The sequence below is a fragment of the Kitasatospora sp. NPDC002551 genome (genome assembly GCF_040296005.1).
GTDB lineage: Bacteria > Actinomycetota > Actinomycetes > Streptomycetales > Streptomycetaceae > Kitasatospora.
The window spans coordinates 151176-164639 of the sequence record NZ_JBEOWI010000007.1; the positions used below are offsets into that span (position 1 = coordinate 151176).

Consider the following 13464-nt stretch of genomic DNA (forward strand, 5'->3'; position numbering starts at 1 on the left):
TCTCCTAGGCGGCGGGTTGGGTGTGTTGCTGGACGAGCCAGGTGTCGAGGCGGGTGGGGTGGCTGCCGCCGGCGACGGGGCGGTGGGTGGTGCGGCCGAGGCAGGGCAGGCCGGGTTTGGCGCGGCAGTGCTGGACGGGGCAGGGGATGGCCCATTCGGGGTGGGTGCGGCGGGCCCGGAGGTGGTCGGGCATCGGGGCGCCCATCACGCGGCTCCCTGCGCGTTGTGGAGGGCGTCCTGGCGGGATCCGTGGAAGCCTGCGAGACGGCGCCCGGAAGGGGCCGTGCAGGGCTTGTGGCGGCCCGCAGAGCACCTGGGGCAGCGGACGTCCAGCGCGCTCCGCAGGCGGGTCTGTGGCCGGTCCGCGGTCGGCGCGTTGTGGCCGACGCCCGCGGCCAGCTCCAGCACCGGGCGGGGGGTGCCGGCATACTCCAGGGCTGGCGGCCGGTGGCCGTCCATCACCTGAGCGATCTGGGCCTTGAGGTTGCGGGTGAACTGGGCGCTGGTCTCGTCCGGGTCGGGCTCGTACTGAAAGTAATCCAGGCGGCCGGCCCGCAGGCGCTTGACCTCGTCGATGATCTCGGCCGGGGCGATCCACGGCTGACGGCGGGCGATCTCGATCACGGCCTGCTTGCAGTCCGCGAACTCGTAGCCGGCGAGCACCTCGCTCCAGGCGTCGGGGGTGTACTCGTCGAACTTCTGCTGCGGGCACACGGCGTGGACGTAGCGGGCGAGCGCGACGGCTTCGGCTTCGTTCACGATGACTCCTTCTGCTGCATACGCTCCTGCGCGCGGGCCATGGCCCGGGTGAACATGTCGTCGGTCTGCTGCTGCTGGCGGGACACGGCCGGGGCGCCGGTGACGGAACGGAGGGCGGGAAGGCCGGCCTCGGGTTGCGGCATGTCGGGCAGGTCGGACCAGATCCGGGTGAGGTAGCGGGCCGTCTGCGGCGGGTCGTCCGGGTTCCAGCGGCGGCGGGCGAACTCGACCAGCGCGGCGGTGCCGCAGCGCTTGATGTGGCCGTGGACGGCGAACCACTCGGTGTCGCCGAGGCGCCAGCCGACAACCATGCCGGCGGCGGTCATCTGGTCGACCAAGTCGCGGGCGAAGTCGGGGACCTGCGGGCCGCCGGATCGAGCCGCCTTGCTAGCTAGCTCTACCTCCGTAGGAGGTAGAGGGGATGGGACGGGGCGGGCTGGGATGGGGGCAGCGTCTCCTCTGCGATTGCGCGACGCTCGTGTAGACGCGTCTACATCAGAGTGGGAACCGCCGCTGACCTGCCCGTTCTCTGCGTCCGGCGCACTAGCGTGTTCCGACTCGGCATCCCAACTTGCATCAGAATCGCCGCCAAATCCGTTCCGTTTTTCATTCGGATTCGCGTCAACTTCGTGCGAGTTGCCGTTCGGATTCGTGTCGGACGCGCCCTTCCGCTTGCCGTCACGCCAACGCTTCTGCCGCTCCGTCTTGGCCGCCCGAGCCGCCGCAACCGCCTCCTTCGAGGGGTTGTAGGCGAGGTACTCGTGAATCAGGAAGGTGTTCGCGGGGATGGTCGGGTGCCACTCGCGGCAGGCGTCGCAGTCGTGCGGCGCCTCGTGCCACAGGCCGGCCTCGACGAGCGCCTTGATCATCCGGGGGGTTCCGTACTGCCGGGCCACCGCGCGGGGGATGATGCCCTCGCTGGTCTGCTGGGCCGCCCAGGACCCGCACCGGACGTAGAGCCCGACCGCGGCGGTACCAGCTGCGAACACCTTGGTGTGGCAGTGGAACCCGTCGTCGATCTTGAACCACGGCATGTGCTGGTCTCCGGTCAGTTGGTGCGGGAGGGTGGTTGGTGGCCTGGGGCGGAGGGAGATGCCAACCCGCCCCAGGCGGTCGGCGGGTCAGGCCGCGAGTTGGGCGGCCCACGTGTCCAACTGGCCGGTCCGTTCGGCCGCCCGGCCGACGCAGGCGCCGCACCAGGACAAGCCGTCGGGCGGCGTGGCCGGCAGCGGGTCGATCAGGACGGTCGTGGAGTGGGTGACGTCGTAGCCGCCCGTCCCGCAGAAGGCCTGTCGGCCCGGGTACTTACCGTCCTCGCGCATGATGTGGAGGCGGCGAACCTGTCCGGCGCGGCGCTCGGACCCGTCGTGGTAGCCGCGGTAGAAGGCGCGCATCAGGCGGCGACCTTCGCCAGTTCGGTCGTCCGGCGCATCGCGGCGACGTAGCGCTTGGCCTGACCGGTCAGGTACGGCAGGTCGAGGGAGTTGTCGTTCTCCTCGGCCGTTTCGACCTTCTCCCAGCAGCGCGCGCAGAACTGGTAGATCGTGGTGTCGCCGAAGCCCCAGTCGAAGACCTCCTGGTGCTCGTAGGTGAAGAGGACGCGGGTCTGGCTACAGAGCTGGCAGGTGTCCTCTGTGGGCGTCTTGCTCATCGCGTCTCCATCGGTGTGGTGGGTGGTTCGGGGTGGCCGGCCTGCCGGGCCGGTGTGTGGTCGGGGCAACGCCAGCCGTTCGGGAAGAACCGGGCGCGCTGGCCGCAGTAGCGGTCGACGCCGGGCGGCTGCCCCGGCTCGCGGGGCAGCACCTGCCGGCAGGTCACGGCGCCTGCTCGACCAGGCCGAGCGCGTCCAGCAGCAGCGCCAGGTCGTCCTCGTCGCGGGCCTCCCGCGCCACGTACTGGCGGGCGGCGGCCACGGTCTCGGCCGGCAGGGGCAGCGCGGTCAGCGTCACGCTGTACGACTCCGCCCGATCCGCCGGGTCACGGAAGCGCGAGATCACGCCGCCACCTCCCGCCGGCGTTCGCTCAGCCACCTGGTGACCGTGCGGGTCGCGACACCGATCCGGACCGCAGCCTCGGTGTGCGTCGCGCCCGCGGCTACGAGCACCCACGCCTCGTGCCGCTGCTCGGCCTCCAGCACCGCGTGCGCACCACCCGGCGTCTCCGGCCACCGCCGCAGGTACGACAGCGACCGCACCGCGCCCGGCAACAGCGGGATCCCCGCCGCCCTGCCGTGCTCGTCCCACGTCACATGGCCGAGTACGTCCTGCAGCGCGGCGTCCGGGTCGACCATCGACGCGAGGACGACGATCAGCGCGGCGCGCTGGGTGTCGTCGAGGCGGGCGATGGTGCGCTGGATGTCTTCCGCGTCTCCGTCGCCGTGGGTCAGGCAGGCGAGCCGGCTCGCGTAGGGCAGCATCGCCTCGGCGAGGTCGCCGCGCTCCTCCGGCGTCAGGACCGGGCTCACCGCGCCACCTCCTGCCGGGGGATGAGCGGCCAGCGCCCGTCCACGACCGCCGTCGGGTCGTTCTTGCGGAGGCGCCGCTGTCGGGCCGCAGCCCGCTCCACCGCCCAACCGACCTGCCGCTCGTGCACCTCCGCGAGGGACATCTGCCGCAGCTCCGGGTACTGGGAGACGATCTGGTAGGTCACCGCGGCCGCAGCTGCGGCGTCGGCGTCCGCCCGGTGCGGGCCGGCGTGCACCACGTCGTAGTGCTCGCACAGGTCCACCAGCCTGCGGCGGCCGTCCCGGCCCTGGTCGAGCTTCCAGTCGAGCAGCAGGGGATCCAGGACGAAGATCCGGTGGCTGTGGTGGCCCTGGGGCCACGACCGGCCCGTACGCTCGTGCTCGCGAGTGAGCAGGGTCAGGTCGAACGGGGCGTTCGCCACCACCAGCGGGATGTTCTCGTACGGCAGCTCAGCCAGTTCCCGGGCCAGTGCGCCGACGACCTCGTCGACCGGCCGGCCGTGCCGGTGGGCCACCTTGCTGGTGATCCCGTGGACCTTCACGGCCTCCAGCGGGATGTCCTTCTGACCGGCGTCAGCGAGCCACGTCCTGGTCTCAACCGGCACGCCACGGAGAACCCGCGCCAGAGCGGCCGTGACGATCCGGTCCGTCTCCACGTCCAGACCCGTCGTCTCCAGGTCCAGCGCGGCCCACTCATCCAGCCACCAGGCGCTCACTCCGCACCCCCCGCCTGCGCGACCTGCGGCCACGCGGCCGACTCGGCGGTGGCGGCTGTCTCGGCGGGCTGCGGGGAGGGGAGCTTGGTGATCTCGGCGACGGTGACTCGCTCGGCCGGGAACTCCTCGTCGAGGGTGACCTCGCCGCGCTGCACCGACTTGTACGTCACCCCGAGCTGGGCAACGTCGAACTCGGTCCACTTCCCGCTCGCGCGGCCGAGCTTGGCCTCGATCCGGTCGACGGTCACCCCCATGCCCTCGAACATCCGGACAGCGTCGGCGATGCGCTGCGGCAGCGGCTTGCCGCCACCGTTGGTGATGGTCCGGGTGCAGATGTCCTTGGCCTCTTCGACGAACCAGGCGGGCAGGACGGAGAAGATGGCCTCGCGCAGGCGCCGGGCTCCGTTGTTGGCGTTGTTCTCGTAGATGTCGCGGAGGTCGACGAGCTTCTTCGGGCCGCCCTTCACGTCCCGCTTGTGGGGGACGATGAACACCTGCGACGAGCGGGCGTTGGTCTGGACGTCCCAGGCGAAGGCCTGCATCTCGGACTCGCCGTACTCGTCGTCGCGCCGGAGCTCGGCGAGGCCGTACTGGATGTTGCCCCAGCAGCGGGCCAGCTCGCGGGCGAGGTGGACGGACGGCCCGGACACCGTGGACCCGCCGCGGGAGTAGCGGAAGAACGCCCGCTCGGCGAGGCCCTTCTGCTGGCAGGACTGGCGCATCTCGGCGACGGCGGCCTGGACGTTCCGGGGGCACTGCTGGGCAACGACGATCGCCGCCTGCACCTCCGCGACCGCGCGGGACTGCTCGACCGCGGTGCCCTGCCCGATTCGGGCCGGCGCCTGCGGCATGTACTGCTCGATGGGGTTGCTCACTTCTGGTTCTCCTGCTTCTCGGCCCAGGCGGGCAGGGAGACGACCTCGACGCGGTCGGAGTAGCCGGGCCACTGCCCGGACGCGGTGCACTGCTGGTAGACCGCCAGCGCCTCGCGGTTGCGGCGACGGCCGACACGGATCGCGAGCGGGTCGAGCTGCACCACGTTGATCAGGTACGGGGCGGTCTTCTCCTGGCAGACGAAGACCATGACGACGTCCTCGACTCCGAGGACCGCCCGGATCCCGTCCACGTACCACGGGTCCTGCTGGTAGTAGCCGTAGTCGTAGACCGACTTCTCGATCGACCGCGGGTCGGCGGACACGGTGGTCTTGTAGTCGGGGACGATCAGCCGGCCGCCGGTCGGGTAGGGCAGCCAGTCCGGACGGCACCGCCGCCACACGCCGGTCGCCTGGTCCACCCAGAACAGCGACTGCTCCGGCAGACCCGAGCCGGGCGCGAACAGGCGGCTGGCGACGGGGTGCTGGCGGATCGCTGCGGCCATCGCCTGCACCTGCGCCCACTCGGCGGGCAGGAGCGGCACGGCGCCCCGCAGGCGGGCCTCGTCGCGCTCGGCCTGAGCCTTGGCGGTGCGGTAGTTGTCGGCCTTGACCTTGACGATCTCCGGCCCGACGCCCAGCACCTGCATGTGGGCTGCGGTCCCGAAGTCGAACGTCCGCCGCGGCGCCTGGCCGTGGGTGCGCTCGTGCTGGAACAGGGCCGGGCAGGACGGGGCCAGCAGCCGCCGGGCCCCCGTCGAGGAGAGGCTGCCGCCCGGCACCGGGTCGGCGTGGTACTGCTCGTTGGTCATCTCGTAGACGCCGGTCCGGTCGATGATCGGCCCGGCCGCCGGGGCCGCAGTGGCCCCGGCCGGCGAGGTGATGGTCATCAGTTCTCCGGGTGGAAGTCGAAGGTAAGGGGCATCAGGAGCCAGCCGCGGCCGTCCGGGCGGACGAGCTCCAGCGCCGGGTAGGGCCAGGCGATGCGGCGGACCCTCAGAGCCGCGAGAGCACGCAGGCGGCTCACCGGCCGGCCCCCGGACGGCGGGCGGCCACGTACCGGACCTGCTCCGGCGTCACCTCCGAAGCCCGCACCGACCGCACACGACGCCGGTTCCGGTACTCGCCGACCACCAGCAGCAACGCCAACACAGCGGACGCGATCAGGAAGAACCCGTTCATCAGCTGGCCCTCCTGTCCTGCTGGCGCGGGAAGACGATCAGCTCGGCACCGTGCGCCAGCTCCCGCCGGGCCGACATCGTCAGCGGCGCCGCCGTGAGCAACTCATCCGCGAGCCGGACCGCGTCGACGTGCGTCAGCTCCGTCTCCGCCTCGTCCATGCCGAGGTCGAGCTCGACGTCGTCGACTGCGGCGTCCCACGCCGGACCGCCCTCCTCGACCGCCGCCGCCAGCCGGTTCAGCGCGTCGACCACCAGCGACTGGTCCTCAGCCCAGGCCTCCGCCAGCGCCCGCAGCGTGTCGTACCGGACGCCGCGCGCCCGCAGGACCACGTGCATCCACGTCGCGTCGATCCGCGCGTGCACCATCCCGTCCCGGCCGCTCACAGGGCACCGTCCTCAGCGGCGCTCTCCAGCTCGGCGATGCGGGCCTTCGCGGCGACCAACTCGTCAGCGACCGTCGCGTTCTGCTCGACCGACTCCGCGACCGTGTCCCGCCACCGCTGCACCGCGGTAAGCACCCCGTCCGCGACCGCCAGCATCTCCGCGTCCGACACGTTCGCCCGGCGGCCGATAGCGAGCTGGTCACCCGACAGACCGGCCGGGAAGAGAAACAGGTGCCCGTCCGTGAAGCCCATCGTGCTGGCGTAACCACCGGCCGACCACATGGTGTGCGTCGTGCTCATCGGGCCCCCTCCGAGGTGATGTGGCCGGCCCGGGCCGGCATGTGCTTGCCGAGCGGCAAACCACAGCCGCACGAGCACAGCGGCCCGACACCCGCCTCCAGCCAGTCCTCGCCCGCCGCCACCGCGGCCGACCGCTCCTCCTGCGAGTACTCGGCCATCACGCCACCCCCAGCAGCCGCCGGTACCCACGGACCTCAATCGCGGTGACCTCCAGCTCGTGCAGCAGACCGGCGATCACCGCCCGCATCTCACCCACCAGCGCGGCCCGCTCCACCGAACCGGCCGGCAACGGCCGCACGGCCACCGCCCGCGCCCGCTCCACGTCCCAGCCCAGCAAGCCCACAGCCGCCGCATCCCGCAGCGACAACACCACGGCGCTCATCGGGCACCGCCAGCGATCGCGCAGTCCATCTCCGCCTGCCGCTTCGCGATCCGCTTCTGGACCAGCTCCATGCCCCGCGGCGTGACGTGCAGCGTGTAGTGCGCGCAGTCCCCCCACGTGTGGGTGACCACCGTCTCCTTCGCCGTGAAGTGCTGGTCGAACTGGGCATAGAAGTCCCAGACCGCAGCCCCACACACCGCCTGCCGGCGGAACACCAGGTGCTCGTCCACCAGGAACTGGCGCAAGTCCCGCTCCCGCCAGCCGAGAAGCTTCGCGGCCTGCCGGATCAGCACGTCGCCCTCACGGGCCGCGAGGTAGGTGTCGTGGGCGAGCGCCTTCGGCTCCAGCTCCGCGACCCGGGTGTTCAGCTCGATCTCCCGGTCGGCCGCCGCCAGCAGCGCCGCGGCCACCGCCCGGCGGCCCTCCGGCGTCGCCATGTCCGGCAGCATCGGCGCGACCGGCGCCACCGAGTACGAGCCCGACCGGCGGATGCTCGGGAGGACCTCCTCGGAGATCCAGTCCTGGAACCGCTCGGCGGCCGGCAGGTTGCTCCGCATGACGAGTCGGTACACGCCGGACTCGGACACGACCGCGCGGTTCGGGTTGCCCGGGGTACCGTCGGAAATCACGACGGAACCCTTCATCCGCTCGGGCAGGCGGGAGAGCGCGTCGCGGCCATTCGCGTAGCCGAGGACCGTGGTCACGTCGGCCGCGACGAACCACGGTTCGCCGTCGATGGTCACCACCCGAACCGCAGTTGCGGTCTCCGGGAACGTGTAGGGGATGATGGACACAGGTCCACCTCTCTTTCGTGATCGTTTGACGCGCGGGTGGGCCGAGGGCTCTCGTTCGGGCGGCATCCCGGCGGGAGCCCGACCCATGTCGGGGGTCAGGCGGCGAGCGGCTGGCGGCGACGCGGCTGACGCGGCTCGGGAGCCTGGCGGGTCGGGTCCAGCACGGGGTTCGCCCGGCTATCGCGCGCCTCGTGCTCGGCGAGCCAGGCGTCGAGAGCGGCGAGCCGGTACATCCGCCGGCCACCGAGGCGGAAGCTCGGGGGGCCCTGACGCCGGTCGTTCAGGCAGTACAGAGCCCGCGCCGTACGCCCGATGTAGGCGGCCGCTTTGTCGTGCGGCAGCAGGGGCGAGGTCACCTCGCTCATGACTTCCTCTCCGTTTCTTCTCTGGTGATGTCCGTGACGTCCTTCAGACGAAGCCCATCGGCAATCCGCCGCATGACCTCGGGCTGGGCGCCGCGGAGCCCGCGTTCGATTCGAGACAGGTGCGAGGGAGAGATGCCGACCTGTCGTGCAAAGGCGTTCAGGCCGTGCCCCAGCTGTTCGCGCCTGCTGCGGATGTTCGGTCCGTTGGCTTGCACAAGAAGAACCGTAGAGGCAGTAGAGAGGAAGTGCAAGCAGCAATGAGAAATAGAGAGGAAGTAGAAGTGAGGTCACCCTCAGTTGGCGGGAACCCGCCTGGCAGTGGGGGCGAAGCCTCTGGGAGACTGTTGCCTATCGTTGCCTCGCTGGTGGCAGAGGAGGCGCAACCGAGAAGCAGGGGCCGGACCGTGCAGGACTGGACGTACCTAGGCGAGTGCATCAAGCGGGACCGCAAGCAGAAGCAGTGGCTGCAGGCGGACCTTGCTGAGGCTGCAGGACTGACCAAGCGGACGATCGGAACCTACGAGGCCGGTCGTCCGCCCGCGTCGGCGCCCGATATCCCGTCGGGGTACTACGCAGTCGGTGTTGCGCTGGGCTGGCTGGCGGACGGCGTCGAGCGTGCACTGAACGGCGGGAACCCGAAGGGCGAGACCCGGGTTGCTACGGGGACCGCTGTTGAGGTTTCGGCCAGCGGCGCGAGCGTGTTGGACCTGTATCCGGCCGTTGGCCGGTTCGCTCGGGCTGCGGTGGCGGCTGGCGGTGATCCCGTGCTGCGGGATCTTCTGGAGGAGGCAGCGGATCGCCTACTCCAGTCGGTGCCGCAACGACCGGCCCAGTCGGCGCCGCAGCCCGGGTACGGCCTGGCCGCGTACCGACCGCACGCGTGGGCCGAGGGCGACACCGGCGTACCGGACGACGACGCCGCGCGGATCGAGCAGGCTCTTGAGGAGCACGCTCGCCACGGTCGGCAGGAACCGTAGCCCCCTGCTCCCTGGGGCCCCTGCGACACGCGTGACTTAACGTGCGTATTTCCTCACTGTTCCTCGTGTAGATGTGCCAGACTTCTCTCTCCGACATGCCTCCCACACGTCAGGACACTGGGGGAGAGGCATGCCCGCATCCGTCGGCACCGCCGAGGCCGAAGTGCAGTACGACCCCGCCGCCGAGCTGGACCGCATGGGGATACCCGTGGTCCGCCTCTGGCTGCGGGACACCTGGGGGGTCTGGTCCCCCAAGCGCCGAGCAGTCGTCATCGCCGCCGGCCTCAGCCCGGCCGAAGTGCGGTGCGTCCTCGCGCACGAGCTGGAGCACATCCTCGCTGGCGACACCGGATGCGGCGGGCGAGACGGGCTGAGGGCCGAGCGGCGCGCCGACACCCTGGCCGCGCGCAAGCTGATCGGTCTCAGCGACTACTTCGCCGCCCGGCAGTGGGCAACCAGCGAGGCTGAGCTCGCCGAGGAGCTCGGCGTCACTACCTGGATCCTCCGCGCGCGCGGGGCCGACTTGGAGGGGGGAACAGCGTGGCTGGCTACATCGAGGACCGCTGGCTGAACAAGCGGCCCAACCCGGCGACGGGGAAGCGCGAGAGAACCGCGTTGTGGGGCAAGGGGAAGCGCTACAAGGTTGCCGGGATCCCTGGCGTCCGGGATAGGTCGTTCAAGGCGCTGGAAGACGCGAAGAAGTGGCAGCGCGAGGCCGCCACGGACAGCACGCGGGGCAACCTCTACGACCCGCGCAACGGAGAGATCACGTTGCGGGAATACGTCGAGAAGCACTGGTGGCCGAGCCTTCGTCAGCCTCCGAGTACGAAGGAGGGCATGCGCTCCCGGGTCTTCAACCACATCCTGCCCTACCTGGGAAGCCTGCCGCTGCTGAGCATTGGTGACGAGCAGATCCGCGCGTGGGTGGTTCAGGCCGAGAAGCGGATCGACGTCAGTACCGTCCGGACGACCTGGAAGCACTTTTCCGCGATCATGCAGGCCGCGTTCAAGGCGAAGCGCATCCCAGAGAACCCGTTCCGGGATCCAGAGTTGAAGGCGCCGAAGGCGACACCGAGCAAGGCGAAGGCGTGGCCGCTCGCGCGAGTCCTGGCGGTCAGGGATGCCCTGCCCGCCCGGTACCGGGTCCTCGTGGACCTTGCGGTCGGCGCGGGGCTGCGGCAGGGCGAGGCGTTCGGATTTAGCCCTAACGACATCGTCGGACAGGAGATCCACGTCACCCGGCAGATCCTCAAGATCGGCGGCCAGTTGGCGTTCGGGCCGCCGAAGGGCAACAAGACGCGGGTCACCGTGTGCCCGCCCGGCCTCGCCGAGAGCGTGCGCGCGCACGCCGAACAGTTCCCCACGATCGAGGTCACTCTGCCGTGGGTCGACCCGGAGCGGCCGAATCTGGAGTGGAGCGAGCGCCCCCTCGCGACAGTCCGGCTTCTGGTGACCACCACCCACGTGAACGGCAAGTCGGGCGGTGCGGTCAACCGCACGACGTGGGACGAGAAAGCGTGGAAGCCAGCGCTCGTGAAGGCCGGCGTGATCCCCGCGCCGGTGCGGGAGGAAGTGCAGGGGACGAAGGTGGTGTGGACCCGGACCCTGTGGAAGATGGACCGCTCCGACGGGTTCCACGTGCTCAGGCACACGTTCGCCTCGGTCGTCCTCCAGGCCGGGGAGACCATCACCACCCTGGCCGCGTGGCTCGGCCACAGCGACCCCGCCTTCACCCTGCGGACCTACGTCCACTTCCTTCCCGAAGCTGGCCGCCAGGCCCTCGCGGCCCTTGGCCGGTGGCTCGCGCCGGACGCACGCGAGGAGGCGCCGACGCTCCCCGCGGCGCGCTCCGGTGACGAAACTCCCTCCTCACTCCCTGCGGGGTCGCAGGAGGCGGAGGCCGGCGGCGTTTGCGCAGGTGGGGAATCGCTGGCGGGGGTGTAATCCCAGGGGTGCGGTCTGTACCCGGCGTATAGGTCGACTCTTCCGTCGCCTGGCTTGAGTGAGGCCCCCCGACCTGCAAAACAGCAGGTCAGGGGGCCTTCGTCGTACCGGCTCCGGCTCCGAGCTCGGATCAGCCCGGGTGGGTGCCGACGGCGTCGCGGACCTGGTCGCCGAGGCCGCCGCTGACGCGGGCACAGTGGGCGCCGCAGAAGAACATGCCGGCCACCTCGACGCCGTGGCCGACGATCCGGACGTCGCACTGCTCGCAGCGCGGGGCGAGCTTCTCCATCGCGCACTCGAAGCTGTCGAAGGTGTAGACGTCGCCGGTGATCGTCTTGATCTCGAAGGCGAGCCAGTAGTCGTTGCCGCAGGTGACGCAGATGGCCATGGCGGCGCACTTCCTTCCGGGCGGAGGGGAGGAGGGGCCGGGCGTGTGCCCGCCCCTCCAGTCTCCGGGGCCCCGGGTGGGGCGGCCACCCGGCGGGCCCGGTCAGGTGGCGCGGGCGGAGAGCTCCTCCAGGGCGCGCAGGGCCCGGTCGGCGTCGTCGGCGCCGACGAAGAGGTGGTCGTGGTGGTACCCGGCCACCATGTTGCAGCTGATCCCCTCCTCGGCCAGCCGGGTGGCGACGGCGGCGGTCAGGCCGACGGCCTCCAGCGCCGACTCGACCCGCAGGGTGATCCAGGCGGCGACGTACGCGTAGGGCAGGCCGAGCGCGTCGGCCTCCTCCTGGGCGACCACCACCGTCACCCCCTCGGGTTCGGCGACCGTGGCCACCGGCCGCAGTCCGGCGGGCACCTTGGTGGGCAGCGTGCAGTAGACGTACCGCCCCGGGTTGAGCAGGGGGCGCAGGTCGCGCAGCAGTGTCGTGAGGTCTCGTTCTCCGGCCATGCCCCGCACCGTAGCGGCCGGGCGCCGGGCAGCGGTGGAGGGTGTATCGGAAAGCGTTGACGGTCGACAGTCACCGATATATCGTCGAGATATCGGGATAGTGACTCGACTGTTCCGAACGATCGTCTGTCCATCGTCTACGGGGCCGCCCCGGAGCGGCCCGAACGGGAGGTGGGTGCGATGCGCCCAGGACGATTCCGTGGAGAGGGAGGTCCCGGCGGCTGCCGCCCGGGGCCGGAGTTCGTGGGGATGCCCGGCGAGCGCTACGAGGGCCGGGGGGCGTTCGGCCCCTTCGGTCCGCCGCCGTTCGCCGGCGGGCCGGGCGGACGGCCGGGCCCGCCGTGGGCCCGGGGCGGCTTCGGCGGGCCTCCGCCGTGGGTCCGCGGCCGGCGCGGCGGGCGGGCCCGGCGCGGGGACGTGCGTGCCTCGCTGCTGGCGCTGCTCAAGGAGCGGCCGATGCACGGCTACGAGATGATCGCCGAGATCGCCGAGCGGTCCGGCGGGGCGTGGCGGCCGAGCCCCGGTTCGGTCTACCCGACCCTCCAGCTGCTGGAGGAGGAGGGCCTGGTCGCGGCCGAGGAGACCGGCGGCAAGCGGCTGGTCTCGCTCACCGAGGCGGGCCGGGCCGAGGCCGAGGCCGGGCCGGACGAGCCGTGGGCGGAGGCCGGCCAGGAGATCGACTGGGCCGCGGTCCAGGAGGTCGGCCAGGCGCTCGGGGCCGTGGACAACGCCGTCCGGCAGGTCATGACGACGGGCACCGAGGCGCAGCGCGCCAAGGGCCTGGAGGTGCTCAACGAGGCCCGCAAGAAGCTGTACCTGATCCTCGCCGAGGACGCCTGACCCGCCCCGGCCGACAGGGGGCGACGGTGACGGGCGGTGCCGCCGCTCAGGGGCGCACGACGAACAGCGCCACGCACGCGAGCAGCAGCACCGCCCAGCCGAACCAGAGCCAGCCGTTGGAGCCGATCACCGCGCTGTAGGCGCTGACCACCACCAGCAGGCCGGCCGTGACCGCGGCCACCTGCCGGTTGTGGTGCGCCACCGCCTCGGCGCGGGTCCTGGGGTGCCGTGCGGATCTCGCCATCGCCGTCCTCCCGCGAGGGGAGGCGGCCGTCACCCGGAAGCGCGGGCGGTGGCCGCCTCGTCGTACTCGTAACGCCAGAACCAGCGGGCGCCCCGCTGCTGCTTGGCCCGGACGTACACCAGTGTGCGCGCCGGGGTGTCCCCGTGCGAGGGGACCGGCACGGTGTACTTCCTGGGCACGCCGTACATCGGCCCCAGCGGGATGGGGAGGATCCGGCCGTCCAGGGGGCCGCCGACGAATTCGGTGTCCGCGCTCTTCACCCCACCAGGGTCTCACCCCGCGCCGGTGCGCGGCGGAGACGGTGCGGGGCGGAGACGGTGTGGGGGCCGGGTGCGGGGAGTGTGACCGGAGAGG

Annotated in this window: 28 protein-coding genes; 4 read left to right on the plus strand and 24 right to left on the minus strand. The window is 71.6% G+C overall.

The window, feature by feature from the left end; all coding sequences use genetic code 11:
• Positions 1–4 precede the first annotated feature (4 nt).
• From ABT093_RS09925 to ABT093_RS10020, 20 genes are all read right to left on the minus strand, one after another.
• Positions 5–205: a zinc finger domain-containing protein gene (locus tag ABT093_RS09925; protein ID WP_350562309.1), complete on the minus strand. Its 201-nt coding sequence runs from the start codon at positions 203–205 to the stop codon at positions 5–7.
• Positions 205–759 carry a zinc finger domain-containing protein gene (locus ABT093_RS09930; protein ID WP_350562311.1) on the minus strand — a complete coding sequence of 185 codons (555 nt, stop codon included), beginning with the start codon at positions 757–759 and terminating at the stop codon, positions 205–207. The genes ABT093_RS09925 and ABT093_RS09930 overlap by 1 nt, the downstream gene beginning before the upstream one ends.
• Complete coding sequence (locus ABT093_RS09935) at positions 756–1793, minus strand: hypothetical protein (RefSeq protein ID WP_350562313.1); 1038 nt, start codon at positions 1791–1793, stop codon at positions 756–758. Before ABT093_RS09935 ends, ABT093_RS09930 begins: the two co-directional genes overlap by 4 nt.
• 87 nt (positions 1794–1880) lie before the next feature.
• Positions 1881–2153, minus strand: a complete 273-nt coding sequence (locus ABT093_RS09940) for a hypothetical protein (protein ID WP_350562315.1) — start codon at positions 2151–2153, stop codon at positions 1881–1883.
• Positions 2153–2410, minus strand: a complete 258-nt coding sequence (locus tag ABT093_RS09945) for a hypothetical protein (protein WP_350562317.1) — start codon at positions 2408–2410, stop codon at positions 2153–2155. The genes ABT093_RS09940 and ABT093_RS09945 overlap by 1 nt, the downstream gene beginning before the upstream one ends.
• On the minus strand, positions 2407–2577 hold the full coding sequence (locus tag ABT093_RS09950; RefSeq protein ID WP_350562319.1) for a hypothetical protein: 171 nt from the start codon (positions 2575–2577) through the stop codon (positions 2407–2409). The genes ABT093_RS09945 and ABT093_RS09950 overlap by 4 nt, the downstream gene beginning before the upstream one ends.
• Positions 2574–2756 carry a hypothetical protein gene (locus ABT093_RS09955; RefSeq protein ID WP_350562321.1) on the minus strand — a complete coding sequence of 61 codons (183 nt, stop codon included), beginning with the start codon at positions 2754–2756 and terminating at the stop codon, positions 2574–2576. Before ABT093_RS09955 ends, ABT093_RS09950 begins: the two co-directional genes overlap by 4 nt.
• The gene (locus tag ABT093_RS09960; RefSeq protein ID WP_350562323.1) at positions 2753–3223 is read right to left on the minus strand and encodes a hypothetical protein; all 471 of its coding nucleotides are present in this window, start codon (positions 3221–3223) and stop codon (positions 2753–2755) included. Before ABT093_RS09960 ends, ABT093_RS09955 begins: the two co-directional genes overlap by 4 nt.
• Positions 3220–3939: an exonuclease domain-containing protein gene (locus tag ABT093_RS09965; RefSeq protein ID WP_350562325.1), complete on the minus strand. Its 720-nt coding sequence runs from the start codon at positions 3937–3939 to the stop codon at positions 3220–3222. The genes ABT093_RS09960 and ABT093_RS09965 overlap by 4 nt, the downstream gene beginning before the upstream one ends.
• Complete coding sequence (locus ABT093_RS09970) at positions 3936–4814, minus strand: hypothetical protein (protein ID WP_350562327.1); 879 nt, start codon at positions 4812–4814, stop codon at positions 3936–3938. Before ABT093_RS09970 ends, ABT093_RS09965 begins: the two co-directional genes overlap by 4 nt.
• Positions 4811–5701, minus strand: a complete 891-nt coding sequence (locus ABT093_RS09975; RefSeq protein WP_350562329.1) for a PD-(D/E)XK nuclease-like domain-containing protein — start codon at positions 5699–5701, stop codon at positions 4811–4813. Before ABT093_RS09975 ends, ABT093_RS09970 begins: the two co-directional genes overlap by 4 nt.
• Positions 5701–5838 carry a hypothetical protein gene (locus tag ABT093_RS09980; RefSeq protein ID WP_350562331.1) on the minus strand — a complete coding sequence of 46 codons (138 nt, stop codon included), beginning with the start codon at positions 5836–5838 and terminating at the stop codon, positions 5701–5703. The genes ABT093_RS09975 and ABT093_RS09980 overlap by 1 nt, the downstream gene beginning before the upstream one ends.
• Positions 5835–5993: a hypothetical protein gene (locus ABT093_RS09985; RefSeq protein ID WP_350562333.1), complete on the minus strand. Its 159-nt coding sequence runs from the start codon at positions 5991–5993 to the stop codon at positions 5835–5837. The genes ABT093_RS09980 and ABT093_RS09985 overlap by 4 nt, the downstream gene beginning before the upstream one ends.
• Positions 5993–6376, minus strand: coding sequence for a hypothetical protein (locus ABT093_RS09990; RefSeq protein ID WP_350562335.1), 384 nt, complete (start codon positions 6374–6376; stop codon positions 5993–5995). The genes ABT093_RS09985 and ABT093_RS09990 overlap by 1 nt, the downstream gene beginning before the upstream one ends.
• Positions 6373–6675 (minus strand): hypothetical protein, encoded by a 303-nt coding sequence (locus tag ABT093_RS09995; protein WP_350562337.1) that lies wholly within the window; start codon positions 6673–6675, stop codon positions 6373–6375. Before ABT093_RS09995 ends, ABT093_RS09990 begins: the two co-directional genes overlap by 4 nt.
• Positions 6672–6833 carry a hypothetical protein gene (locus ABT093_RS10000; protein WP_350562339.1) on the minus strand — a complete coding sequence of 54 codons (162 nt, stop codon included), beginning with the start codon at positions 6831–6833 and terminating at the stop codon, positions 6672–6674. The genes ABT093_RS09995 and ABT093_RS10000 overlap by 4 nt, the downstream gene beginning before the upstream one ends.
• Positions 6833–7057: a hypothetical protein gene (locus ABT093_RS10005; protein ID WP_350562340.1), complete on the minus strand. Its 225-nt coding sequence runs from the start codon at positions 7055–7057 to the stop codon at positions 6833–6835. Before ABT093_RS10005 ends, ABT093_RS10000 begins: the two co-directional genes overlap by 1 nt.
• On the minus strand, positions 7054–7851 hold the full coding sequence (locus tag ABT093_RS10010) for a phage antirepressor (RefSeq protein ID WP_350562342.1): 798 nt from the start codon (positions 7849–7851) through the stop codon (positions 7054–7056). The genes ABT093_RS10005 and ABT093_RS10010 overlap by 4 nt, the downstream gene beginning before the upstream one ends.
• Before the next feature lie 95 nt (positions 7852–7946).
• Entirely contained in the window at positions 7947–8216 is a 270-nt protein-coding gene (locus ABT093_RS10015; protein ID WP_350562344.1) for a helix-turn-helix transcriptional regulator, read from the minus strand.
• Positions 8213–8431 carry a helix-turn-helix domain-containing protein gene (locus ABT093_RS10020; protein ID WP_350562346.1) on the minus strand — a complete coding sequence of 73 codons (219 nt, stop codon included), beginning with the start codon at positions 8429–8431 and terminating at the stop codon, positions 8213–8215. The genes ABT093_RS10015 and ABT093_RS10020 overlap by 4 nt, the downstream gene beginning before the upstream one ends.
• A gap of 189 nt (positions 8432–8620) precedes the next feature.
• Between ABT093_RS10020 and ABT093_RS10025 the strand changes: the two genes are divergently transcribed.
• From ABT093_RS10025 to ABT093_RS10035, 3 genes are all read left to right on the plus strand, one after another.
• Positions 8621–9193: a helix-turn-helix transcriptional regulator gene (locus ABT093_RS10025; protein WP_350562348.1), complete on the plus strand. Its 573-nt coding sequence runs from the start codon at positions 8621–8623 to the stop codon at positions 9191–9193.
• A gap of 130 nt (positions 9194–9323) precedes the next feature.
• Positions 9324–9764, plus strand: coding sequence for an ImmA/IrrE family metallo-endopeptidase (locus ABT093_RS10030; RefSeq protein WP_350562350.1), 441 nt, complete (start codon positions 9324–9326; stop codon positions 9762–9764).
• Positions 9734–11137, plus strand: coding sequence for a tyrosine-type recombinase/integrase (locus ABT093_RS10035; protein WP_350562352.1), 1404 nt, complete (start codon positions 9734–9736; stop codon positions 11135–11137). Before ABT093_RS10030 ends, ABT093_RS10035 begins: the two co-directional genes overlap by 31 nt.
• Positions 11138–11267: 130 nt before the next feature.
• On the opposite strand, the gene ABT093_RS10040 is transcribed toward ABT093_RS10035, so the two are convergent.
• Complete coding sequence (locus ABT093_RS10040) at positions 11268–11525, minus strand: metallothionein (protein WP_350562354.1); 258 nt, start codon at positions 11523–11525, stop codon at positions 11268–11270.
• 102 nt (positions 11526–11627) lie between these two features.
• Positions 11628–12026: an ACT domain-containing protein gene (locus tag ABT093_RS10045; RefSeq protein WP_350562356.1), complete on the minus strand. Its 399-nt coding sequence runs from the start codon at positions 12024–12026 to the stop codon at positions 11628–11630.
• 180 nt (positions 12027–12206) lie between these two features.
• On the opposite strand from ABT093_RS10045, the gene ABT093_RS10050 reads away from it, so the two are divergent.
• Positions 12207–12866, plus strand: a complete 660-nt coding sequence (locus ABT093_RS10050; RefSeq protein WP_502884184.1) for a PadR family transcriptional regulator — start codon at positions 12207–12209, stop codon at positions 12864–12866.
• 46 nt (positions 12867–12912) lie between these two features.
• Here the strand turns inward: ABT093_RS10050 and ABT093_RS10055 are convergent, their stop codons facing one another.
• Together ABT093_RS10055 and ABT093_RS10060 are read right to left on the minus strand one after the other, a co-directional pair.
• Positions 12913–13110 (minus strand): hypothetical protein, encoded by a 198-nt coding sequence (locus ABT093_RS10055; protein ID WP_350562360.1) that lies wholly within the window; start codon positions 13108–13110, stop codon positions 12913–12915.
• Between the two features lie 29 nt (positions 13111–13139).
• The gene (locus ABT093_RS10060) at positions 13140–13370 is read right to left on the minus strand and encodes a DUF8847 domain-containing protein (protein ID WP_350562362.1); all 231 of its coding nucleotides are present in this window, start codon (positions 13368–13370) and stop codon (positions 13140–13142) included.
• Positions 13371–13464 lie beyond the last annotated feature (94 nt).